This is a genomic window from Halomonas borealis (assembly GCF_004798905.1).
Classification (GTDB): Bacteria; Pseudomonadota; Gammaproteobacteria; order Pseudomonadales; family Halomonadaceae; genus Halomonas; species Halomonas borealis.
Window position 1 is genome coordinate 86220 of the sequence record NZ_SDMO01000010.1, and the last position, 22548, is coordinate 108767.

Sequence of the window (22548 nt, forward strand, 5' to 3'; positions counted from 1 at the left end):
ACTTCTCTTGGGGTGGTATCACGAGTGGCGGGGCGCCGCCGCATGGCGACGCACAAAGCATGTCAGGGGGAGTCGGCCGATAAGCCGGGTTCTGTCGTGGACAGCCATTCCTCTAGGGACGACGTCACCGTCGCCCTCAAGCAACCTACCCGAACCCAACGCGGGCCACGCCAACGGGTTCCTATTTGGTCTTGCTCCGAGTGGGGTTTACCGTGCCACGCACTGTTGCCAGGCGCGCGGTGCGCTCTTACCGCACCCTTTCACCCTTACCGGCCTCCCGTGGGAGACGTAGGCGGTCTACTCTCTGCTGCACTTTCCATCGGCTCGCGCCGCCCAGGGGTTACCTGGCACTCTGCCCTATGGAGCCCGGACTTTCCTCCCCCGGATCGCTCCGGCGGCGGCTGTCTGGCCAACTCCCGCGGCAAGCATACCAGCGCCCCGCCAGCCCCTCAATCCCCGTCCTTGAGCACCTGGGCCCGGGCATACCAGATCTTCTTGGCGCCCCCCAGGGTCCGGGCGGTCACCGCCGCGGCCTGCTTGACCCCCACGCCCTCGGCGAGCATGGCACCGAGCAAGGCATCGGCATCGACGTTGGCGGCCTCATCGGCCGACTTCGGCGCCGCCCCCGCCACCATCACCACGAACTCGCCGCGCGCCTGATCGGGATCATCGGTCATTCGCGCCAACAGCGCCTGGGGACTCCCCTCGAGGAAGGTCTCGAAGGTCTTGGTCAGCTCCCGAGCCAGCACCACACGGCGCTCGCCGAGCACCGTGTCGAGATCGGCCAGGGTGTCGCGAATACGGTGCGGTGACTCATAGAACACCAGGGTCTCCTCGCGCTCGGCGAGCGTCTCGAGCCGGCCGCGCCGAGTACCGCCCTTGGCCGGCAAGAAGCCCTGGAACACGAAGCGATCGGTGGGCAGCCCCGCCGCCGAGAGTGCCGCCACCAGGGCGCAGGCCCCGGGCACCGGGACGATCCTCCGCCCCCGGGCACGCAGCTCACGCACCAGCACGAAACCGGGGTCACTGATCAGTGGGGTGCCGGCATCGCTGACCAGCGCCACGGCTTCCCCGGCGACCAGCCGGGCGTCGATCTGCTCCACCCGCGCCGCCTCGTTATGCTCGTGCAACGAGAGCAGCGGTGGCGCCACGCCCAGGTGGCGCAGCAAGCGCGAGGTATGTCGGGTATCCTCGGCGGCCACCAGGTCGACCTCGCCCAACCATCGAGCGGCCCGGGGGCTCAGGTCGTCCAGATTCCCAATCGGCGTGGCGACCACGTACAATACCCCTGATATGGCGTCTGACATTTCGGCTCCTGGGAAGCTCTCCGCACGTGAGGACAAGGAAGGATTCATGAAGATTTCGTCTCGCGGCCCGCTGGCCGCCGCCTTCGTGGCATTGTGGCTGGGCGGTTGCGCCTTCCAGCCTGGCATCACCGAACGACAGCCCGTCGGCGATCCGGACCTGCTGCTGAGCCAGGCCGAGCAACAAGCGCCCGAACAGGCCGCGCTGTCGCGGCTGCAGGCGGCCGATATCCTAGCACGCCAGGGCAGCCGCCCCCAGGCGCTGGAGATCGCCAAACAGCTCGACGATGGCCGCCTGAGCGGCGACGCCCTCGGCCGCTGGGCGATGCTGCTTTCAGAACTCGGCGACACCGAAGGCGATCCCTCGGCGGTCATCCAGGCCACCCAGCGCCTCGACGAGCTGTCGCTGCCTGACGGGCAGAGCGCGACGCTTCGCGAACGCCAGGCGCGCGCCCTGGGGCAAATCGGCGAATCCCGCGCCGCCGCCCAGGCGCTGCTGCGCCTGCAGGCCGACACCGATCGCCTCGACCTCAACGACCCCATCTGGGAGCAGCTCTCGCGCCTGGCGCCCGGCGGCATCGACGCGCTACGCGACGGTGCCGGAGAGGCAGCCCAGGCGTGGCTCGATCTCGCCGAACTGGTCCGCGCCGGCGGCGGCGACATCGATCGACTGTTCGCTCGCCTCGACGACTGGCGCAGCCGTCACCCAGACCACCCGGCGTCCCGTCAGCTGCCGGCCGACATCCTGGCGCTGCGCGAGCTGCGCGGCCAGGATGTCAACCATGTCGCCGTCTTTTTGCCCGAATCCGGGCCGCTGGCCAAGGTCAGCGAGGCCATCGAACAAGGGCTGCGCACCCATCACCTGCACGCCGTCAACGAGGGGAACAGCGGCACCCAGCTGACCTTCCTGGACTCCTCCGACGGCAACGTCGACGCCCTCTATCGCGAGGCCCAGCAGCGTGGCGCCCAGGTGGTGATCGGCCCGCTCGACAAGGACACGGTCACCGCCCTGGAGCGCCGCGACCGCGTGCCGATGCCGACCCTGGCACTCAACTACGGCGAGGACGAGCACAGCAACGCCGAAGGGCTGTTCCAGTACGGGCTCTCCGCCGAGGACGAGGCCCGCTCGGTCGCCAAGCGCGGCCGCCAGGACGGCCATCGCGACGCGTCGTTACTGGTCCCGGACAATGCCTGGGGGCGCCGGGTCGGTGAGGCCTTCGCCGCCGCCTGGCGTGAGCAAGATGGCGAGATCGCCAAGGCCGTACGCTACAACCCCGGGCGACCCGCCACCGAAAGCACCCGCCGTGCCCTGGGATCGAACCGGCCCGACATGCTGTTCCTGCTGGCGCTGCCCGAGTATGCCCGGCAGGTCCCGCCGACCATCGACTACTATGCCTACGGGCAGGGGCTATCGGTCTACGCCACCTCGCACCTCTATGAGGGGCATCCCCAGCCACGCCTCGACAAGGACCTCAATGGGGTGATGTTCCCCGACATTCCCTGGCAGATTCCGGATGCCGCCGCAGGGGGCGAAGAGGCACTACCCTTCCTCGACAGCTACCGCCAGCTACGCGAGGAGTCCGACCCGAACATGTTCCGCCTGATGGCCATGGGCGTGGACGCCTATGAGCTGGCCCGCCGCCTGCCGCAATTCCAGGCCATCCCCGGCAGTGAGCTGTTCGGCGCCACCGGCACCCTCGCCGCCGACCAGGATGGCCGCTTCCATCGCCAGCTGCCCTGGGCCCGTTTCGAGGACGGCGTGCCCCAGCCGGCGATCGACATGGACCGCCTCATCGATGACGCCTCGCTCTGACGCCCGCGCCCGAGGCGCGCATATCGAGCGCCTCGCCGCGGACTGGCTGGCGGCCCGAGGCCTCGTCTTCGAGGCCGCCAACCAGCACGCCCGTGGCGGCGAGCTCGACCTGGTGATGCGCGACGGCGCGACCCTGGTGTTCGTCGAAGTGCGCCACCGTCGCGATGCTCGTCATGGCCATCCGCTCGAGACCGTCACCGTCACCAAGCAGCGCCGGCTGATCCTGGCGGCGCGTTTTTATCTGCAACGCAACCGGCTATCATGTGCCTGCCGCTTCGATGTGCTGGCCGTCACCGGTACACTGCCCGACCTCGACTTCGAATGGGTCCCCGGCGCCTTCGAAGCGTTCTGACCGCCCAAGGACCAGGAAGCCACGATGGATTTCCAGAACCGAATTCTCGGACACTTCAACGCCAGCATCGACACCAAGACCTACGCCAGCGAGGTGCTGCCGCCCTTCATCGAGGTCGCCAGCCAGATGATGGTCCAGGCCCTGGTCAATGAGGGAAAGATCCTGGCCTGCGGCAACGGCGGCAGCGCCGGCGACAGCCAGCACTTCTCATCCGAGCTGCTCAATCGCTTCGAGCGCGAGCGGCCCAGCCTACCCTGCCTGGCGCTGACCACCGACACCTCGACGCTGACCTCGATCGCCAACGACTACAGCTACAACGAGGTGTACTCCAAGCAGATCCGCGCCCTGGGGCAGCCCGGTGACGTGCTGCTGGCGATCTCCACCAGCGGCAACTCCGGCAACGTCGTCCAGGCCATTCAGGCCGCCCACGATCGGGAGATGACCGTGGTCGCCCTGACCGGCCGCGACGGCGGCAACATGGCCTCCCTGCTCGGCCAGGACGACTGCGAGATCCGCGTCCCGGCCACCTCGACCGCCCGCATTCAGGAGGTTCACCTGCTGGTGATCCACTGCCTGTGTGACCTCATCGACGAACAACTCTTCGGCGCAAGCGAGTGATGCCCATGATCGACAAACCCCGCCTCCTGGGCCTACCCCTGGTCCTGCTGCTGACCCTGTCCGGCTGTACCGCCATGACCACGGCCACCACCCCCGGCACCATCAACGAGAACTACAGCGAGCGCACCGCCGGCACCAAGGTCGAGGACGAGAGCATCGAGTCCAAGATCGCCCACAACCTTGGCAGCACCGACGCCCGCCTCGGCGACGCTCGCATCGACGTCGACAGCTACAACGGCGTGGTACTGCTGACCGGCCAAGTGCCGAGCCAGGAGCTCCAGAACATGGCCGAACGCGTGGCCGGCGAGGTGCGCAACGTGCGCCGCGTCCACAACCAGCTGAGCGTGGCCGCCAACCTGCCGGCCAGCCAGCGGCTCGCCGATACCTGGCTGACGACCCGCATCCGTACCGCGCTGGTCGCCAACGAGGCCATCGACTCCAGCCGGCTGCGCATCGTCACCGAGAACGACAGCGTCTTCCTGATGGGCATGGTGCGCCGCCAGGAAGCCGAGCGCGTCGTCTCTGCGGTGCGCAGCGTCGGCGGCATGCAACGCATCGTCAAGGTGTTCGATTACCTCGACTGACTCCCGCACCCCGCATCCGCCGGCACGCAAAACGGCAGGCCCGAAGGCCTGCCGTTTTTCATGGTCACACCGAGGCGTGTCGCGTGTTACTTGACCACACGCAGCGAGGGGCGCCCCTTCTTCGGCGCCTCCTGAGACTCATCGCCGGCTTCGCCGTCGACGCTCGACAGGCTCGGCGCCTCGTCCGTCGACGACGCCTCATCGCTGGCCTCCTCGGCGACCGGCATCACCGGCTCATGACCGAACACCATGCCGACGCCGTTCTCGCGGGCATAGAGGGCGATCAGCGCCTCGCTCGGCACCATGATCTGCGTCGGCTGACCGCCGAAGCGCGCCGAGAAGGCGATGGCCTCGTTGGTCATCGACAGGTCACGGATGGCGCCGACGCCGAGGTTGAGCACGATCTGGCCGTTCTGCACGAACTGGCGCGGCACTTCGACCCCCGCCTGCTCGGCATCGACCACGATATAGGGCGTCAGCTCATTGTCCAGCAGCCACTCGTACAGGGCCCGAGCGATATAGGGACGGCTCGATTCCATCGGTTGGCCCTCCAGGCAAACGACCCCGGCCATGCGCCGGGGCGGAAAAAATTCAGGTACGCATCTCGCGTTCGGCTTCGCTCAGCGAGGCCCTGAAGCCATCGCGATCGAAAACACGCTCCATGTACCCCATCAGCGGCTTGACCTGCTTCTCGGGCATCTCGATGCCGAGCGCCGGCAGACGCCACAGGATCGGCGCCAGGCAACAGTCCACCAGGGTGAACTCCTCGCTCATGAAGAACGGCATGTCTTCAAAGATCGGCGAGATGCCGACCAGGCTCTCACGAAGCTCCTTGCGGGCCTTCTCGGCTTCCTTCTTGGTGCCATTCTGGATCTGCTCGACCCTGGGGCACCATTCGCGCTCGATGCGATGCATCCACAACCGGCTCTGCGCCCGGGCCACCGGATAGACCGGCAGCAGCGGCGGATGCGGGAACCGCTCGTCGAGGTACTCCATCATCACCTTGGATTCATAGAGCACCAGGTCCCGATCGAGCAGCGTGGGCACGCTGTTGTAGGGGTTGAGGTCGGCGAGCTCCTCGGGGTGGCTCTCCTCGGTGACCTCGACGATATCCACCGCCACCCCCTTCTCGGCGAGCACGATACGCACCCGATGACTGAAATGATCATCGCCCCCGGAATAGAAGATCATCGACGACCGCTTGGCCACTACACCCATGAAACAACCCTCGCATCAGTTCGTGGCGGAATGATAACACGACGCACCGCCTCCCGGGGCGTCGTGTGGCGTCCGGTGATTGCCTCGACACGACGCGGGCGCAGGGTCGACACCCTGCGCCCGCGCGGCCAGGCGGATCAGTGAATATCGCGCCAGTACTCGCGCTTGAGCAGGTAGGCGATGACACCGAAGATAAACAAAAATATCAATACCTTGGGCGCCAGTGCCTCGGCTTTCAGCCGGGAAGGCTCACCGACATAGGCCAGGAAATTGGCCAGGTCGTAGGCCGCACCCTCGAATTCCTCCGGCGTCATGCTGCCCGCCTGCGTCACCTTCAGCGTCTCGCAGGAATGCCCTTCGCCGTCGGATGCCTTGGCCTCGGCACCCTCGCCGGGGCCACAGACCTTCTCCTGCACGCCCTGCAGCGGCTCCAGCACGTTGGGCATGGCGACCAGCGGGAAGACACGATTGTTGACGCCGGTAGGCCGCGAGGGATCACGATAGAAACCCAGCAGGTAGGAGTAGAGCCAGTCGGTACCATGCAACCGCGCCGTCAGGGTCAGGTCCGGCGGGGGGGCGCCGAACCAGCTCTCGCCGTCGGCGGCCGACATGGCGTTATCCATCGGATCGTTGAAGCCCTGCGAGGAGGCGAAGATGAGGTTCTCCTCCACCAGGTCGCGCGGCATGCCAAGGTCCTCCGCCGCCCGCGAGAAGCGCTGGTACTGCAGGGAATGGCAGCCCATGCAGTAGTTGACGAAGAGCTTCATGCCACGCTGCAACGAGGCCCGGTCGTGCAGATCCGGGGCCATCTCCTGCAGCTGTGCCCCACCGCCGGCGGCGAATCCGAATGTCGGCAGCAACACCAGGAGCAGGGCCAGCAGTCGCATTTTCATCGGCCAGTCACCCTTTCCGGAACGGGTTTGGTCTTCTCCCAACGGCTATAGAACGGCATCAACAGGAAGAAGGCGAAGTACAGCACGGCACACAGCTGAGCCAGCGCGGTGCGCTCGGCGGTCGGCGGCAGCACGCCCAGCACGCCCAGCACGACGAAGCTGATCGCGAACAGTGTCAGCATGAGCCGGGAACACCAGCCCTTGTAGCGGATGGAGCGCACCGCGCTGCGGTCCAGCCAGGGCAGCACGAACAGCAACGCAATCGCCGCCCCCATGCACATCACGCCGAGGAACTTGGCGTCGAGACCGAACAGCGAGAAGTTGATGGCCCGCAGAATCGCGTAGAAGGGCGTGAAGTACCAGACCGGCGCGATATGGTCCGGCGTCTGCATCGGATTGGCCGGCTCGAAGTTCGGCGTCTCGAGGAAGTACCCCCCGCCTTCGGGGAAATAGAAGAGCACCGCACAGAACACGAACAGGAAGACCGCCACGCCGACGAGATCCTTGACCACGTAGTAGGGATGGAAGGGAATGCCATCGAGCGGCTTGCCCTGCTCGTCCTTCTTGTCCTTGATCTCGATGCCATCGGGATTGTTGGAACCCACCTCATGCAGCGCGATGATGTGCAGCACCACCAGCGCCAGGATCACGATCGGTAGCGCCACCACATGCAGGGCGAAGAAGCGATTCAGGGTGATCCCGGAGATCAGGTAGTCGCCGCGGATCCACTGCGCCAGATCCGGGCCGATGCCGGGAATCGCGGAGAACAGCGAGATGATCACCTGCGCCCCCCAGTAGGACATCTGCCCCCAGGGCAGCAGGTAGCCCATGAAGGCTTCGGCCATCAGCGCCAGATAGAGCGCCATGCCGAAGACCCACACCAGCTCCCGCGGCGCCTTGTAGGAGCCATAGAGCAGGCCACGGAACATGTGCAGGTAGACCACCACGAAGAAGGCCGAGGCGCCGGTGGAGTGCATGTAGCGGATCAGCCAGCCCCATTCGACGTCGCGCATGATGTATTCCACCGAGGCGAAGGCCCCCTCGGCGGAAGGGTTGAAGCTCATGGTCAGCCAGAGACCGGTGAGGAGCTGATTGACCAACACCAGCATCGCCAGGGAGCCGAAGAAGTACCAGAAGTTGAAATTCTTCGGCGCGTAATAGCGCGACAGATGCTCCTGCCACATCCGGGTGGCCGGGAAGCGCTCGTCGACCCAGCGCATGACGCCACGCCCCGCCTTGGGCTTGTCGGGATTCGCCATCAGGCCGTCTCCTCATCCTCACCGACGACGATGACGTCGTCGTTCTCGAAGCGATACGGGGGCACCTCGAGGTTCAGTGGCGCCGCCGGCACATTGACGAAGACGCGGCCCGCCAGGTCGAAGCGTGACCCATGGCAAGGACAGAAGAAGCCTCCCGGCCAATCCTCGGCACCGACATCCTCGGCCCCGGGGTCCGGCTTGAACAGCGGCGAGCAACCCAGATGCGTGCAGATACCGACCAGCACCCCGATCGCAGGGCGAATGGCCCGCATCGGCCCGGCGGCATAGTCAGGCTGCTGAGGCTCCTCGGAGCCGGGGTCGGCCAGTATCTCGCCGCCCAGCGCCTGGGTACGCTCGACCATGTCGGGCGTGCGATGAAGGATCCATACCGGGCGCCCTCGCCATTCGACGATCATCCGCTGGCCGGGCTCGAGCTTGGAGATGTCCGCCCGAACCGGCGCTCCGGCGGCCCGGGCCCGCGCACTAGGGCGCCAAGAGGCCACGAAGGGAACCGCGACGCCGACCGCTCCCACGGCGCCGACGACAGAAGTGGCGCCTACCAGGAAACGGCGTCGCCCCTTGTTCACGCCGCTGTCTGTCATTATTGGTGTTCTCCCATCAGCGTTGTGTCCACCATCCCTGTGCGGGCCACCAGGACCGCGACCATCGGGCGAGGAATGCACTTCATGGTAGGTAAAGGGGGCAGCCGGCACAACATACGGCTATGAACGCTCGCGGCTATGATCGCCACTTTTTCCTCTCGCACAAAAAAAACGCCCGGGTCCTTGGGACCCGGGCGTTCTCGACGAGGCTCGTCGCAGATCAGCGCTTGGAGAACTGCGGACGACGACGGGCCTTGCGCAGACCGATCTTCTTACGCTCGACTTCACGGGCGTCACGAGTGACGTAGCCGGCATCACGCAGCGGCTTGCGGAAGTCTTCGTTGTATTGCATCAGGGCACGGGTGATGCCGTGACGGATGGCGCCGGCCTGGGCGCTGCCGCCGCCGCCCTTGACGGTCACGTAGACGTCGAACTGCTCGAGCGTCTCGGTCAGCTCGAGCGGCTGACGAACCACCATACGACCGGTGACACGGCCGAAGAACTCGTCCAGCTCACGGTTGTTGACGGTGATCTTGCCGGTGCCCGGCTTCATGAAAACGCGAGCGGTCGAAGTCTTGCGGCGACCGGTACCGTAATACTGCTGTGTCATGGCGAAAGCTCCCTCAGATGTTCAGTTCTTGCGGCTGCTGGGCGGCGTGCGGATGCTCGGTGCCAGCGTAGACCTTGAGCTTGCCGTACATGGCACGACCCAGCGGGCCCTTCGGGAGCATGCCCTTGACCGCGGATTCGATGACGCGCTCCGGTGCATGAGCGATCATCTTCTCGAAGCTCATGGAGCGCAGGCCACCCGGGTAACCGGTGTGGCGATAGTAGGTCTTGGCGCTGGTCTTGTTGCCGGTGACCTTCACCTTCTCGGCGTTGATCACGACGATGTAGTCGCCGGTGTCAACGTGCGGGGTGTATTCCGGCTTGTGCTTGCCACGCAGGCGGCGAGCGATCTCGGTGGACAAACGGCCCAGAGTCTTGTCCGCAGCGTCGACGACGTACCAGTCGCGCTGGACGGACTGCGGCTTGGCAGTGAACGTCTTCATGGGTGAATCACCAAATCGATGTGTTGGGTCCCTCCCCGCCTCGGCGGCTCGGACCATCCCTATTTTTCTTGGTTGCCGCCCGGAGGCGACAACGGTCAAGCGCGCGAATTCTACATGCCCCCGGCCTACAAGGCAATGCCGGCCAGAGGACAGCATGCCGGCTCCATGGCCCGAATCCAGCCCCTTTGAGCCTGCCTCAGGCTTACCGCTACCTGCCCGAAGGCCGGGTCACGGCTTGTGTGGCAGCGCCAGGTACTCATGCGACTGCATCTCCTGCAACCGTGACAGGGTCCGCTGGAACTCGAACTCGAGCTTGCCGTCATGATAGAGCCGTTCGGCGGGTGCCTCGGCGGACATCAGCAGCTTGACGCCACGATCGTAGAACTCGTCGACCATGTTGATGAAGCGCCGCGCCTGATCGTCGCTCGCCCCGTCCATGCAGGGCACGCCGGAGACCAGCACGCTGTGGTACTCGCGCGCCAGCTCGATGTAGTCGTTCTGGCTGCGCGGCCCGTCGCACAGCTCGGCGAAATCGAACCACACCACATCGTCGTGCAGCCGGCGACTATGCAACACGCGATGGTTGATCTCGATGGGCGCCGCGGCCTCGCCCTCGTGGCCGGCGATCTCGCGAAAACTGCGCGCCAGCTCGGCCTCGGCAGCCGCGTCCAGGGGCGCATGGAAGATCTCGGCACGCTCCAGGGCACGCAGCCGATAGTCGATGCCGGAATCGACATTGACGACCTTGCAATGCCGCTCGAGAAGATCGATCGCCGGCAGGAAGCGCGAACGCTGCAGGCCGTCCTTGTAGAGCTCGGCCGGCACGATGTTCGAAGTCGCCACCAGCACCACGCCCCGAGCGAACAACGCCTCGAGCAGGTTGGCCAGGATCATCGCATCGGTGATGTCCTTGACGAAGAATTCATCGAAGCAGATCACCCGCGCCTCATCGGCGAACTTGTCGGCCACCAGCAGCAGCGGGTTCTTCTCGCCCTGGTAGTGTTCCAGCTCGCTGTGCACCCGCTGCATGAAGCGGTGGAAGTGGGTGCGCATCTTCTCGGCAAACGGCAACGACTCGAAGAAGGTATCCACCAGGTAGGTCTTGCCACGCCCCACGCCGCCCCAGAAGTAGAGCCCGCTGACCTCGGGCACCGCCACCGTATCGGGCTCGCTGCGCCTGCCGAACAACCCCGCCATGCGCGACTTCAGGCCCTTGCCCGACGGCTCCGGCCGAGCGCTCGTGCGCGGATGGGCCAGCAAGGCATCGTAAAGATCCTGCAGGTGCGCCACGGCCCGCTCCTGGGCGGGATCGAAGGCGAAGTCGGCACGCTCAAGATCGGCGCGGTAGCGGCCCATCGGCGTGGAGGGTGCGGCGGCAGTCGGCATCCTGTGACGCTCGCTCATGGACATGGGGGCGATGGTCCTCGGCATCCGGTGAAAGAAAGGGATTATACGCGCCGCGAAGACACTTGGCATCGCCCCTCGGCCGTTGACCCCGGCGTCTGCCTCGCCCCTATAATGGTCGCGCCGGCCAGACCGGCATGGAGCCGGCTGCCGACGCCGCGCCGATCGACCGCTCAGGAGAACGATGTGGAACTAAGCAATATCAACTGGATGCTGGGCGCTGCGTGCCTGCTGGCCGGGATCGGCCTCGGCGTGCTGGGCTATCACCTGATGAATGCCGGCGCGCGCAACGCCCAGGCCTTGCGCCAACGTCTGGCCGAACGCGACCGCCAGCTGGCCGAGCTACGTGCCGGCGTCGATGAACACTTCGAGCGTCTCGGCCAGGTCACCAGGACGCTGAACGCGGAGGTCGACGAAGCCACCACCCGCCTCAACGCCGAGGCTCCGCGACGGCCGGATCTCGGCGCCGCGGACGACGCCGACGACAGCCACGTCGCCATGCCTCGCGACTACGCCGACGGCAACCGCGGCACCCTGTCGGAGGACTTCGGCCTCAAGTCAAACGATGCCGATACACCTCAGCCGCCGCGCTACTGAAGCCTCACCCGCCCGTAGAGCGAACACGCCGCCCGCGGTTCGATAGCCAACGGGCGGCGTCTCAAGGCCCGCGGTCTCAGGCGGGGTTGTCGATATCCACGAAACGGTGCTCGACACCGAATTCCGCGGCGAGCCGCTCGCCCAGCGCCTGGACACCGTAACGCTCGGTGGCATGATGCCCCGCCGCCAGGTAGTGAATGCCCAGTTCCCGGGCCAGATGCGTGGTGCGCTCCGAGATCTCCCCGGAGATGAAGGCATCGGCGCCGGCTGCCGCAGCCTCGGCGATCATGTCCTGAGCACCGCCGGTGCACCAGGCCACGCGCCGAATCTCGCCACCCTGCGGCGCCTCGATCCACATCGGCGTCCGCGCCAGCCGCGCGCCGACATGCTCGGCCAAGCCCGCCGCGCTCATCGGCGTCGACGGCTTTCCGAGCCAGATCAGCCCCTCACCGAGCTCACCATCGGCACAGCCTTCCGCAGTGAAGCCCAACCGCTCACCCAATGCGGCGTTGTTGCCCAGTTCGGCGTGGGCATCCAGCGGCAAGTGATAGGCCAACAGGCCGATGTCATGCCCCAGCAGGGTCGCCAGGCGACGCCGTTTCATGCCGGTGACCGCGACCGGCTCGTTCTTCCAGAAGTAGCCGTGATGCACCAGCACCAGGTCGGCCTGCCAGGCGACCGCCTCGTCGAGCAGCGCCTGGCAAGCGGTGACGCCACTCATCACCCGCATGACTCGGTCACGGCCTTCGACCTGCAGGCCGTTGAGGGTGTAGTCCTTGAAGCGCGCCGGTGACAGCAGCCGATCGCAGGCCGCCACCAATTCCGTGGATGTCGTCATGAAGCCTCCGGACGGTTCTCGCATGCAATGTTACAATCCTCGGCATTCTAAACTCCCTCCCCGTCACTCGCGACCACGTACCAGAAGGAAGCCCGCCGCATGCGACGCGCCCTCCCCTACCTCTGGCCCATCCTGATCGGCCTGTTGCTGGCCATCGCACTGCTCAACGCCTTTCCGCGACTGGTCGGCCAGCAGGCCACGCCGCCCGCCGTCGACACGCCGAGCGTGCCGGCCCCCACGACGCCGCAGGCGACGCCGAGCGCCGAACCGGTCGACCGGCCCGCCCCCAGCCTGCGCGAGGCGCCGCCGATGGAACGTGGCGAGGGCCCGGCGAGCTATTCGAGTGCCGTGGAACAGGCGGCACCCGCGGTGGTCAACGTCTATTCCTCGCGAGTCGTCGAGCGCGACAGCCACCCGCTGATGTCCGACCCCTTCTTCCGCCAGTTCTTCGGTGATGACGCACCGCGCCGCCAGCGCATGCTGTCGAGCCTGGGGTCGGGGGTCATCGTCAGCGAGGACGGCTATGTACTGACCAACCACCACGTGATCCGTGGCGCCGACCAGATACAAGTCGCCCTACGCGACGGCCGCGAGACCCTGGCCGAGGTCATCGGCACCGACCCCGAAAGCGACCTGGCGGTGCTGCGCATCGACCTGGACGACTTGCCGGTCATCGAGCTTTCCGACTCCAACCAGGCGGCGATCGGCGATGTGGCACTCGCCATCGGCAACCCCTTCGGCGTCGGCCAGACCGTGACCATGGGCATCATCAGCGCTACCGGCCGCAGCCACCTGGGCCTCAATGCCTACGAGGACTTCATCCAGACCGACGCCGCGATCAACCCCGGCAACTCCGGCGGCGCCCTGATCAACCCCGAGGGCGCGCTGGTCGGCATCAACACCGCCATCTTCTCGCGCTCCGGCGGCTCCCAGGGCATCGGCTTCGCCATCCCGGTCAACCTGGTGCGCAGCATCCTCGAGCAGATCGTCACCCAGGGGCGGGTGGTACGCGGCTGGCTGGGTGTCGAGGCCCAGGAGCTCAATCCCGAACTCGCCGCCTCCTTCGGCCTCGAAGCCCCCACCGGGGTGGTCATCGCCGGCGTGGTTCCGGGTGGCCCGGCCGATGAAGCCGGCCTGCAGCCCGGCGATGTGCTGCTCGAGGTGGACGGCCGGCCCATCCTCGACCCACGCCAGACCATGAGCGACATCGCCAATGTCGATCCCGGCACCGAGCTGCCGGTGACGATGGTGCGAGGCGGCGACACCCGCGAGGTCACCCTGCAGGTGTCCGAACGCCCGACCCCCTCACGCCCGCTGTCCGTCGAGAAGCCCGAGTCGCCCTGAACACCAACCGCCTGCCGAAACGACCGCGGCCCCGTCGATGACGGGGCCGCGGTCGTTGTCACGCCTGATGAACGCGCTCAGTCGCGGATGCGATACTCGGCACTTCGGGCATGGGCGGTCAGCGACTCCCCGCGCGCCAGCACCGAGGCCGTCCGTCCCAGCGTCGAGGCTCCCGCGGCGGAACAACCGATCAACGAAGAACGCTTCTGGAAGTCATAGACCCCCAGCGGCGAGGAGAAGCGCGCCGTGCCGGAGGTCGGCAGCACGTGATTGGGGCCGGCACAATAGTCGCCCAACGCCTCGGCGGTGTGGCGCCCCATGAAGATGGCACCGGCATGGCGCACCTCGGGCAGCCAGGCCTCCGGCGAATCCACCGACAGTTCCAAGTGCTCCGGCGCGATACGGTTGATCAACGCCACCGCCTCATCGCGATCGCGACAGCGGATCAGCGCACCGCGCTCGGCCAGCGAGGTGCGGATGATCGCCTCGCGCTCCATGGTCGGCAGCAGGCGTGCCATCGCCTCACCGACCGCTTCCAGGTGGTCGTCATCCCAGCTGACCAGGATCGCCTGCGCGTCCTCGTCATGCTCGGCCTGGGAGAATAGATCCATGGCCAGCCAATCCGCATCGGTGCCACCGTCGGAGACCGCCAGGATCTCCGATGGCCCCGCGATCATGTCGATGCCGACCTGACCGAACACCGCCCGCTTGGCGGTGGCCACATAGATGTTGCCGGGCCCGACGATCTTGTCCACCCGCGGCACGCTCTCGGTACCGTAGGCCAGCGCGGCTACTGCCTGAGCGCCGCCGATGGTGAAGACATGATCGACGCCGGCCAGGTGAGCGGCGGCCAGCACCAGCTCGTTGAGCACGCCATCCGGCGTCGGTACCACCATGACGATCTCGCCGACGCCGGCCACATGAGCCGGCAACGCGTTCATCAGCACCGAGGAGGGATAGGCAGCCTTGCCGCCGGGCACATAGATGCCGGCCCGATCCAGCGGGGCCACCTGCTGGCCGAGGACGGTGCCATCGGTCTCGGTGTAGGACCAGGACTCGGGCTTCTGATGCTCGTGGTAGCGACGCACGCGCTCGGCGGCGACGGTCAGCGCCTCGCGCTGATCCGCGGGCAGGCCCTCGAAGGCCAGGCGCAGACGCTCGGCCCCCAGGGTCAGCTCGGCCATGCTCGACACCGAAAGACGATCGAAGCGATTGCTGGTCTCGACCAGGGCGGCATCCCCCCGGGTCTTCACGGCCTCGAGGATCTCGCCGACGCGTCGCTGAATCTCGTCGTCGGAGACCCCGTCCCAGGCCAGCAGGGCATCGAGGCGCGCCTCGAAGTCGGCGTCGGCGGTCGACAGACGCGCGATCTCGAGACGTGCGGCGGACGCTTCAGTCATGACGGTTGCTCTCCTCTCGGGGGTGACGGCCGCTCAGGCCGAGACGTCGGCACTGCGCCGCTCGACCGCTTCGCGCAGGCGCGCGATCAGCGGCTTGAGGCGGTCGTGCTTCATGGTCATGGCCGCCTTGTTGACCACCAGACGCGTGGAGATCGGCGCGATCAGCTCGCGCGGCTCCATGCCGTTGGCCCGCAAGGTGCTACCGGTGTCGACGATGTCGACGATCTCGTCCGCCAGGTTCATCAGCGGCGCCAGCTCCATGGCGCCGTAGAGCTTGATCACCTCGGCCTGGATGCCCTGTTCGGCGTAGTAGCGCTTGGCCACGTTGACGAACTTGGTGGCCACGCGGCGCCGAGCATGGGACGGCTCGGCTCCCCTCACCCCCGCCGTCATCAGCTTGCACTCGGCGATGCCCAGGTCCAGCGGCTCGTAGAAGCCTTCGGCCCCGTGCTCGAGCAGCACGTCCTTGCCCGCCACGCCCACATCGGCGGCGCCGAGCTGTACGTAAGTCGGCACGTCGGTGGCACGGATCACCACCAGCTTGACGTCCGGCAGGTTAGTGTCGAACAAGAGCTTGCGGCTGGCCCCCAGGTCCTCGGCGGGCGTGATACCGGCCTCGGCCAGCAGCGGCAGGGTCTCGTCGAGAATGCGGCCCTTGGAGAGGGCCAGAATCAGTTGCTTGCTCATGGTCTCGCCTGTCGTCGGCTCAGCCCGGAATGCGCCGGATCTTGGCACCCAGCAGCTGCAGTTTTTCTTCGATGCACTCGTAGCCGCGATCGATGTGGTAGATGCGATCGACCAGCGTCTCGCCCTCGGCCATCATCGCCGCGATGACCAGCGACGCCGAGGCACGCAGATCGGTCGCCATGACCGGCGCACCGGACAGGCTCTCGACCCCGGTGATCACCGCGGTGTTGCCTTCGAGCGCGATGCTCGCGCCCATGCGATTGAGTTCCTGGACGTGCATGAAACGATTCTCGAAGATCGTCTCGACCACCCGCGCGGTGCCCTCGGCCACGGCATTCATGGCCACGAACTGGGCCTGCATGTCGGTGGGAAAGGCCGGATAGGGTGCGGTGCGCACGTTGACCGCCTGAGGACGCCGACCCTGCATGTCCAACGCGATCCAGCCCTCGCCGGTGGTCACGTTCGCCCCGGCCTCCTCGAGCTTGGCCAGCACCGCCTCGAGGATGTCGGCGCGGGTGTTGCGCACCTTCACCCGTCCCCGCGACAGCGCCGCGGCCACCAGGAAGGTGCCGGTCTCGATGCGGTCGGGCATCACGTCGTGCGTGGCACCGTGGAGTCGCTCGACGCCCTCGATGACGATGGTATCGGTGCCGTGGCCGCGGATCTGCGCGCCCATCTTGATCAGGCACTCGGCCAGGTCGACCACCTCCGGCTCACGGGCGGCGTTCTCGAGCACCGTGGTGCCTTCGGCCAGCGCCGCCGCCATCAGCAGGTTCTCGGTGCCGGTGACGGTGACGGTATCGAAGAAGATGGTCGCGCCCTTGAGGCGGCCATCGACCCGGGCGCGGATGTAGCCACCCTCGACACGAATCTCGGCGCCCATGGCCTCGAGGCCACGGATATGCAGATCGACCGGCCGCGAGCCGATGGCACAGCCCCCCGGCAGCGACACATCGGCTTCGCCGAAGTGCGCCAGCAACGGGCCCAGCACCAGGATCGAGGCGCGCATCTTCTTGACCAGCTCATAGGGCGCATGACAGTCCGTCACCTGGGCGCCGTTGAGCTGGATGCTCATGTGATCGCCCATCACCGGCTGCACACCCATGTGGCCGAGCAGTTCAAGGCTGGTGGTGATGTCCTGCAGATGCGGCAGGTTGCCGATGGTCACTGGCTCATCGGCCAGCAGGGTCGCGCAGAGAATCGGCAGGGCGGCATTCTTGGCGCCGCTGGCCCAGACCTCGCCATCGACGGGGCCGTTACCGGTAATGATCAGCTTGTCCATGTTACCTCGAGCCTCAGGCCCCCTTGTTCTCGGCGGCATCCTGCCACTGTTCGGGCGTATAGGTCTTGATGGTCACGGCATGCAGGGCGCCGGACGCGATCTCGTCGGACAGCGCGCCGTAGATCAGCTGCTGGCGCTTGACGCGAGACAGCGTCGCGAAGACCTCGCCGACGGCGACCACCTGGAAGTCGCAGCCCTCACCCTGGATATGGAATTCGCAGCCATCGAGCCGGCTCTCGAGCAGCGCCTTGACCTCTGTAGGAAGCATCGAACCCTCGCTAGAAAATGGTTGATCCGTGTAACCCACCACCGCGACGCGATAGCGAGACGAAAAGACCGCCATGGTAATGAAAAGCGACGCCGTTGGCGACGGGCGCGGAGGGAAAGGAGGCACAAGAAAGACGCGCGGGGCGAACAACGCCCCGCGCCCCTATGCGCCGGCGGGCTCGGCGGAGGCCTCGACCGGCAGCAGGTCATCGAGACCGGCGACCTCGGTGAGACGCGACAGCGATGCGGAGAGCCGCACCGCCGCGAGTTCGAGCCGGTTGTCGCGGCTCTGTCGGCTCCATTCCAGCAGCACGCTGATCGCCGCGCTGCTGACCCCCGCCACCCCGGCGAGATCGAAGACCACACGGGAGCCTTCCTCCAGGCCGGTGAGCCAACGCTTGCCGGCGGCGGCGAACGCCGCCGCGCTGGCGAAGTCGATCTCGCCGGAGACCGACAGCGTCTCGCCATCGACCTCCAGGCGATTGGCGCCATTATCCAACAGCACCTTCATCCCTCGTCGCCCTGCTCCAGCTCCTCGACGGCGAGCTCCGGGGCCCAGCCATCGATCACGGCATCGTAGTCGCGACCCTGGTCGCGCATGGCCTGATCGAACTGGTTGCGGAAGGTCAGCCCCAGGTTGATGCCATTGACGATGACGTTGACGACCTTCCAGCGATCATCGTCCAGGCGCAGCGAATAGCTCACCGGATAGACCGTGCCGTCGCTTGCCACCACCTCCATCTCCACGCTGGCCTGATCCTCGTAACGCGAGGACTCCTGGTTATCGAGGACACGGATCTCCTGGTAGTCGAAGGTCACCAGACCCTTGGCGTAGGTATCGATCAGCGTCTGACGGAAAGTCTCGGCGAAGCGCGAGCGCTGCGACGGGGAGGCATTACGGAAATAGCGACCCATGACGCTGGCGCCGATGTAGCGAAAATCGGCGATCTGCTCGAGGCTGCCATCGACGACGCCTTCCAGCTCACCGGGATGCTCGCGGTAGTAGTCGCGGCGGCCCTCGATGTCACCCATCAGCTCGTCGACGCTGTCGCGGATGAGCCGTTCGGGCGTATTGGCCTGGGCGATCGCCGGCAGCGCCATCAGACACATCGCCAGGACCATCAGCATGCCGGCCAGGGGCCGCGTCACTGCATTCACATTCATCGGATTCACTCCTTGGCCATGTTGGACACGAACTGCTGGATGAGCTCTTCCAGCACCAGGGCGGACTGGGTATCGCGGATGCGATCGCCGTCCGCCAGCATCTCGGGCGCACCGCCCACCGACAGCCCCACGTACTGCTCGCCGAGCAGCCCAGAGGTGAGGATCGCCGCGGTGGTATCCTCGGGCAGCGATGCCTCCAGCTCGTCATCGAGCGTCAGGACCACCCGGGCGTCGTACCACTCCGGGTCGAGCTCGACGCTCTCGACTCGACCGACGGTGACACCGGCCATGGTAACCCGGGCACGCGACTTGAGCCCGCCGATGTTGGCGAAGTTGGCCTCCAGGCGGAAGTCGTCTGCGGGGGGCTCGAGGCTCAGGCCGCTGACCCTCAGGGCGAGGAACAGCAGTCCCAGGATGCCGGCCAGCATGAACAGACCGACGCCCAGTTCCATCGTCTTGCTGCGCTTCATTCCATGTCTCCACAAATCCGCGGCGGCCACACGCCGCCATATTGCCCGCCCTCGCGACTCAGGAGAGTCCGCCGAACATCAGGGCCGTCAGTACGAAGTCCAGCCCCAGCACCGCCAGCGAGGCATGTACCACGGTGCGGGTGGTGGCCCGTGCGATGCCCTCGGAGGTCGGCAGCAGGGCATAGCCCTGATAGACCGCGATCCAGGTCACCACCACGGCGAACACCAGGCTCTTGATCAGGCCATTGAGCACATCATCGGCGAAGCCGACGCTGGCCTGCATGTTGCCCCAGTAGGAGCCTTCGAAGACGCCCAGCCACTTCACGCCCACCAGCTCGCCGCCCCAGATGCCGATCACGCCGAAGCCGATGGTCAGCAGCGGCAGGGCGACGAAGCCCGCCCACAGGCGCGGGGCGACGATCCGCCGCAACGGGTCGACGCCGATCATCTCCATGCTGGTGAGCTGCTCGGTGGCCTTCATCAGGCCGATTTCGGCGGTCAGCGCCGAGCCGGCGCGGCCGGCGAACAGCAAGGCCGCCACCACCGGCGCCAGCTCACGCAGCAACGACAGCGCCACCATCTGGCCGAGCGCCTCCTCGGCGCCGAAATCGACCAGCAGGGTATAGCCCTGCAGGCCCAGCACCATGCCGATGAACAATCCGGAGACCAGCACGATGGCCAGCGACATCACGCCGACGAAGTGCATCTGGCGCAGCCAGAGTCTCAGCCCCTCGACGGAAGGCACCCCGATGGCCGACTGAGCGAGCATCAGGGTCGCCCGGCCGAGTCCCTCGGTGACATCACAGCCCCGGCGTCCCAGGCGTTGGATCGTCGCCATCATCGTGCGCCTCCCGTGCCGAGCAGGTCGTCATGGAAATCCACCGCGGGGTAGTGAAACGGCACCGGGCCATCCGGCTCGCCGTGGATGAACTGGCTGACACGCGGGTCGCGATCCACGTCGAGGCTCTGTGGCGTGCCCTGAGCCATCACGCGACCGTCGGCGATCACATAGACGTAGTCGGCGATGGACAGCGTCTCGTCGATGTCGTGAGACACCACCACGGCGGTCAACCCTAGCGCATCGTTGAGCCGACGAATCAGCTGCACCAGCACGCCCATGGAGATCGGATCCTGACCGACGAAGGGCTCGTCATAGAGGATCAGTTCGGGGTCCAGGGCGATCGCCCGCGCCAGCGCCACGCGCCGCGCCATGCCACCGGACAACTCCGACGGCATCAACGTCCGGGCACCACGCAGCCCCACCGCCTGAAGCTTCATCAGCACCAGGTCGCGGACCATCGATTCGGGCAGGTCGGTATGCACGCGCAGCGGGAAGGCCACATTCTCGAAGACGTCGAGATCGGAGAACAACGCCCCGCTCTGGAACAGCATGCCCATGCGTCGGCGCAGCCGGAGCAGCGACTTGCGCGACAGCGCGTGTACGTCTTCGCCGTCGATATGCACCCGCCCGGCATCGGGGGCGAGCTGCCCGCCGATCAGCTTGAGCAGGGTCGTCTTGCCGGTACCGCTGGGGCCCATGATCGCGGTGATCTTGCCACGCGGCACTACCATGTCGAGGCCGCGGAAGATCTCCGTCTCTCCGCGAGAGAAGCGCAGACCCTCCACCTCGACGAGGGGAGAATCGTTCATCTATTGAGTTCCCTGACAGATTATCGAACATCGTATCTTAACCCGAGGCCAAGGCGCCAGCGCCGAGGCCTTGGCCGGGTTGCACCGAACCCCCGCAAGGGGTTCAATGGCCTCCTTTTCCACGCCCCTCCGGCATCGACTCGGCCATCCGCCCTTGAGCCCAACCCCGCGACAGGCAACAATCTCCCCATGACAGACGACTCTTCCTCTCCCGACAGCCTGCTGGCCAGCGCCAAGCGCACCCTGCGACTGGAACAGCAAGCCATCGGCGCCCTCGTCGAACGCCTCGACGGCGACTTCGAGCGCGCCTGCGAACTGATCCTGGCCTGTCGCGGCCGAGTGATCGTCACCGGCATGGGCAAGTCCGGCCACATCGGCACCAAGATCGCCGCCACCCTGGCCAGCACCGGCACGCCTTCCTTCTTCGTGCACCCGGGCGAGGCCAGCCATGGCGACCTGGGCATGATCACCCCCGGCGATGTAGTGCTGGCGCTGTCGAACTCCGGCGAGACCGCCGAGGTCACCGCCCTGCTGCCGCTGCTCAAACGCCTCGGCACACCATTGATCAGCATGACCGGCCGCCCTGGCTCGACGCTGGCCTGTCACGCCGAGGCGCACCTGGACGCCGGCGTCGAACGCGAGGCCTGCCCGCTGGACCTGGCGCCCACCTCCTCCACCACCGCCGCCCTGGCGCTGGGCGATGCCTTGGCCGTGGCACTGCTCGAGAGCCGCGGTTTCACCGCCGAGGACTTCGCGCTCTCGCACCCCGGCGGCAGCCTCGGCAAGCGCCTGCTGCTCAAGGTCTCGGACCTGATGCATCAGGGTAGCCGCCTCCCCGGCGTGGCACTCGGCAGCCCGCTGCGTGACGCACTGCTGGAGATCACCCACCAGGGCCTGGGCTTCACCTGCGTGATCGATGCCGAAGGCCGGCTGGCCGGGGTCTACACCGACGGCGACCTGCGCCGCACCCTCGACCAGTTCAACGACCTCTCCGCCCTGACGGTAGATCAGGTGATGACCACCCCCGGCAAGCGGATCTCGCCCGACATCCTCGCCGCCGAGGCCGTGCGGTTGATGGAAGACAACCGCATCACCGCGCTGGCCGTGGTGGACGACGATGGCCGCCCGGTGGGCGCCCTGCACATGCACGACCTGCTGGCCAGCGGCGTCATCTGACACCAGGAGACCCCATGACTCTCGACGCATCCCCCATGCCCCCGGCGCTGATCGAGCGCCTGCGCCGCGTCCGCCTGCTGGCCCTGGACGTGGACGGCGTGCTGACCGACGGCCGCCTCGAATTCCAGGCCGACGGCGGCGAGGCCAAGGCCTTCCATACCCTCGATGGCCACGGCATCAAGCTGGTGCAGCGCGCCGGCATTCAGGTCGCGTTGATTACCGGCCGCGACTCGCCGATGGTCAGCCGCCGGGCCGCCGCGCTCGGCATCCAGCATCTCCATCAAGGCATCGAGAAGAAGCTGCCGACGCTGCACCAGCTATGCCAGCGCCTGGAGCTCGATCTCGCCCAGGTCGCCTACTGCGGCGACGACCTGCCGGACCTCGCGCCGATCCACCAGGCCGGCGTCGGCATCAGCGTGCCCGGGGCACCGAGCTACATCCGTCAGCACGCCGACTGGGTCACCGAGCGCGAGGGCGGCTTCGGGGCGGTGCGCGAGATCTGCGACGGCCTGCTCCAGGCCCAGGGCCGCTGGGACGCCGTGCTCGATACCTACCTGCACGGCCAGGCCTGACA

Annotated in this window: 27 protein-coding genes and 1 other RNA gene; 8 read left to right on the forward strand and 20 right to left on the reverse strand. The window is 66.8% G+C overall.

All coding sequences use genetic code 11. The features are described 5' to 3' along the window. Nucleotides 1-64: 64 nt before the first annotated feature. Both rnpB and rsmI read right to left on the reverse strand, forming a co-directional pair. An RNA gene (gene rnpB / locus ETC07_RS11060) (RNase P RNA component class A) lies at nucleotides 65-417 on the reverse strand. Nucleotides 418-449: 32 nt separating this feature from the next. Continuing rightward, on the reverse strand, nucleotides 450-1307 hold the full coding sequence (gene rsmI, locus ETC07_RS11065) for a 16S rRNA (cytidine(1402)-2'-O)-methyltransferase (protein ID WP_136248578.1): 858 nt from the start codon (nucleotides 1305-1307) through the stop codon (nucleotides 450-452). A 46-nt stretch (nucleotides 1308-1353) separates the two neighbouring features. Between rsmI and ETC07_RS11070 the strand changes: the two genes are divergently transcribed. Genes ETC07_RS11070 through ETC07_RS11085 form a run of 4 tightly spaced genes read left to right on the forward strand, consistent with a single transcriptional unit; the run spans nucleotide 1354 to nucleotide 4671 of the window. Then, nucleotides 1354-3117, forward strand: a complete 1764-nt coding sequence (locus ETC07_RS11070; protein ID WP_136248579.1) for a penicillin-binding protein activator — start codon at nucleotides 1354-1356, stop codon at nucleotides 3115-3117. Then, nucleotides 3101-3469 (forward strand): YraN family protein, encoded by a 369-nt coding sequence (locus ETC07_RS11075; RefSeq protein ID WP_136248580.1) that lies wholly within the window; start codon nucleotides 3101-3103, stop codon nucleotides 3467-3469. Before ETC07_RS11070 ends, ETC07_RS11075 begins: the two co-directional genes overlap by 17 nt. Nucleotides 3470-3493: 24 nt before the next feature. Further along, nucleotides 3494-4087: a phosphoheptose isomerase gene (locus tag ETC07_RS11080; RefSeq protein WP_136248581.1), complete on the forward strand. Its 594-nt coding sequence runs from the start codon at nucleotides 3494-3496 to the stop codon at nucleotides 4085-4087. A gap of 5 nt (nucleotides 4088-4092) precedes the next feature. Continuing rightward, complete coding sequence (locus ETC07_RS11085) at nucleotides 4093-4671, forward strand: BON domain-containing protein (RefSeq protein WP_136248582.1); 579 nt, start codon at nucleotides 4093-4095, stop codon at nucleotides 4669-4671. 86 nt (nucleotides 4672-4757) lie between these two features. On the opposite strand, the gene ETC07_RS11090 is transcribed toward ETC07_RS11085, so the two are convergent. The 8 genes from ETC07_RS11090 to zapE all read right to left on the reverse strand — a co-directional run bounded on the left by ETC07_RS11090 (nucleotide 4758) and on the right by zapE (nucleotide 11081). Further along, a complete protein-coding gene (locus ETC07_RS11090) occupies nucleotides 4758-5210 on the reverse strand; it encodes a ClpXP protease specificity-enhancing factor (protein ID WP_136248583.1) in 453 nt (150 codons plus the stop codon). Between the two features lie 52 nt (nucleotides 5211-5262). Then, nucleotides 5263-5889 carry a stringent starvation protein SspA gene (gene sspA, locus ETC07_RS11095; protein ID WP_136248584.1) on the reverse strand — a complete coding sequence of 209 codons (627 nt, stop codon included), beginning with the start codon at nucleotides 5887-5889 and terminating at the stop codon, nucleotides 5263-5265. A 137-nt stretch (nucleotides 5890-6026) separates the two neighbouring features. Beyond that, entirely contained in the window at nucleotides 6027-6782 is a 756-nt protein-coding gene (locus ETC07_RS11100) for a cytochrome c1 (RefSeq protein ID WP_136248585.1), read from the reverse strand. Further along, complete coding sequence (locus ETC07_RS11105) at nucleotides 6779-8041, reverse strand: cytochrome b (RefSeq protein ID WP_136248586.1); 1263 nt, start codon at nucleotides 8039-8041, stop codon at nucleotides 6779-6781. Before ETC07_RS11105 ends, ETC07_RS11100 begins: the two co-directional genes overlap by 4 nt. Then, nucleotides 8041-8643 (reverse strand): ubiquinol-cytochrome c reductase iron-sulfur subunit, encoded by a 603-nt coding sequence (gene petA / locus ETC07_RS11110; RefSeq protein ID WP_136248587.1) that lies wholly within the window; start codon nucleotides 8641-8643, stop codon nucleotides 8041-8043. The genes ETC07_RS11105 and petA overlap by 1 nt, the downstream gene beginning before the upstream one ends. A gap of 220 nt (nucleotides 8644-8863) precedes the next feature. Then, the gene (gene rpsI / locus ETC07_RS11115) at nucleotides 8864-9253 is read right to left on the reverse strand and encodes a 30S ribosomal protein S9 (protein ID WP_136248588.1); all 390 of its coding nucleotides are present in this window, start codon (nucleotides 9251-9253) and stop codon (nucleotides 8864-8866) included. 13 nt (nucleotides 9254-9266) lie between these two features. Next, nucleotides 9267-9695, reverse strand: a complete 429-nt coding sequence (gene rplM / locus ETC07_RS11120) for a 50S ribosomal protein L13 (protein ID WP_136248589.1) — start codon at nucleotides 9693-9695, stop codon at nucleotides 9267-9269. Nucleotides 9696-9923: 228 nt separating this feature from the next. Beyond that, complete coding sequence (zapE, locus tag ETC07_RS11125) at nucleotides 9924-11081, reverse strand: cell division protein ZapE (protein WP_240724628.1); 1158 nt, start codon at nucleotides 11079-11081, stop codon at nucleotides 9924-9926. Between the two features lie 204 nt (nucleotides 11082-11285). Here zapE and ETC07_RS11130 point away from each other — a divergent pair, with 204 nt between their 5' ends. Continuing rightward, a complete protein-coding gene (locus ETC07_RS11130; protein ID WP_168709215.1) occupies nucleotides 11286-11696 on the forward strand; it encodes a Z-ring associated ZapG family protein in 411 nt (136 codons plus the stop codon). A gap of 76 nt (nucleotides 11697-11772) precedes the next feature. Here the strand turns inward: ETC07_RS11130 and ETC07_RS11135 are convergent, their stop codons facing one another. After that, on the reverse strand, nucleotides 11773-12534 hold the full coding sequence (locus tag ETC07_RS11135; RefSeq protein ID WP_136248592.1) for a Nif3-like dinuclear metal center hexameric protein: 762 nt from the start codon (nucleotides 12532-12534) through the stop codon (nucleotides 11773-11775). 99 nt (nucleotides 12535-12633) lie between these two features. On the opposite strand from ETC07_RS11135, the gene ETC07_RS11140 reads away from it, so the two are divergent. Further along, a complete protein-coding gene (locus ETC07_RS11140) occupies nucleotides 12634-13878 on the forward strand; it encodes a Do family serine endopeptidase (protein WP_136248593.1) in 1245 nt (414 codons plus the stop codon). A 77-nt stretch (nucleotides 13879-13955) separates the two neighbouring features. On the opposite strand, the gene hisD is transcribed toward ETC07_RS11140, so the two are convergent. The 9 genes from hisD to ETC07_RS11185 form a co-directional block, all read right to left on the reverse strand. After that, on the reverse strand, nucleotides 13956-15278 hold the full coding sequence (gene hisD / locus ETC07_RS11145; RefSeq protein WP_136248594.1) for a histidinol dehydrogenase: 1323 nt from the start codon (nucleotides 15276-15278) through the stop codon (nucleotides 13956-13958). Nucleotides 15279-15311: 33 nt separating this feature from the next. Beyond that, complete coding sequence (gene hisG / locus ETC07_RS11150) at nucleotides 15312-15965, reverse strand: ATP phosphoribosyltransferase (protein ID WP_136248595.1); 654 nt, start codon at nucleotides 15963-15965, stop codon at nucleotides 15312-15314. A gap of 19 nt (nucleotides 15966-15984) precedes the next feature. Further along, nucleotides 15985-17247: a UDP-N-acetylglucosamine 1-carboxyvinyltransferase gene (murA, locus tag ETC07_RS11155; protein ID WP_136248596.1), complete on the reverse strand. Its 1263-nt coding sequence runs from the start codon at nucleotides 17245-17247 to the stop codon at nucleotides 15985-15987. 13 nt (nucleotides 17248-17260) lie between these two features. Continuing rightward, entirely contained in the window at nucleotides 17261-17515 is a 255-nt protein-coding gene (locus tag ETC07_RS11160; RefSeq protein ID WP_136248597.1) for a BolA family protein, read from the reverse strand. 162 nt (nucleotides 17516-17677) lie between these two features. Further along, nucleotides 17678-18025: an STAS domain-containing protein gene (locus ETC07_RS11165; protein WP_136248598.1), complete on the reverse strand. Its 348-nt coding sequence runs from the start codon at nucleotides 18023-18025 to the stop codon at nucleotides 17678-17680. Next, nucleotides 18022-18678: an MlaC/ttg2D family ABC transporter substrate-binding protein gene (locus ETC07_RS11170; RefSeq protein ID WP_136248599.1), complete on the reverse strand. Its 657-nt coding sequence runs from the start codon at nucleotides 18676-18678 to the stop codon at nucleotides 18022-18024. The genes ETC07_RS11165 and ETC07_RS11170 overlap by 4 nt, the downstream gene beginning before the upstream one ends. Nucleotides 18679-18683: 5 nt before the next feature. Then, on the reverse strand, nucleotides 18684-19148 hold the full coding sequence (mlaD, locus tag ETC07_RS11175) for an outer membrane lipid asymmetry maintenance protein MlaD (RefSeq protein WP_136248600.1): 465 nt from the start codon (nucleotides 19146-19148) through the stop codon (nucleotides 18684-18686). A gap of 58 nt (nucleotides 19149-19206) precedes the next feature. Continuing rightward, complete coding sequence (gene mlaE, locus ETC07_RS11180) at nucleotides 19207-19989, reverse strand: lipid asymmetry maintenance ABC transporter permease subunit MlaE (RefSeq protein ID WP_136248601.1); 783 nt, start codon at nucleotides 19987-19989, stop codon at nucleotides 19207-19209. Further along, nucleotides 19986-20798, reverse strand: a complete 813-nt coding sequence (locus tag ETC07_RS11185) for an ATP-binding cassette domain-containing protein (protein ID WP_136248602.1) — start codon at nucleotides 20796-20798, stop codon at nucleotides 19986-19988. Before ETC07_RS11185 ends, mlaE begins: the two co-directional genes overlap by 4 nt. 189 nt (nucleotides 20799-20987) lie before the next feature. Between ETC07_RS11185 and ETC07_RS11190 the strand changes: the two genes are divergently transcribed. Beyond that, nucleotides 20988-21974, forward strand: a complete 987-nt coding sequence (locus ETC07_RS11190; protein WP_136248603.1) for a KpsF/GutQ family sugar-phosphate isomerase — start codon at nucleotides 20988-20990, stop codon at nucleotides 21972-21974. Between the two features lie 14 nt (nucleotides 21975-21988). Further along, nucleotides 21989-22546 (forward strand): KdsC family phosphatase, encoded by a 558-nt coding sequence (locus ETC07_RS11195; RefSeq protein ID WP_240724629.1) that lies wholly within the window; start codon nucleotides 21989-21991, stop codon nucleotides 22544-22546. Nucleotides 22547-22548: the final 2 nt, after the last annotated feature.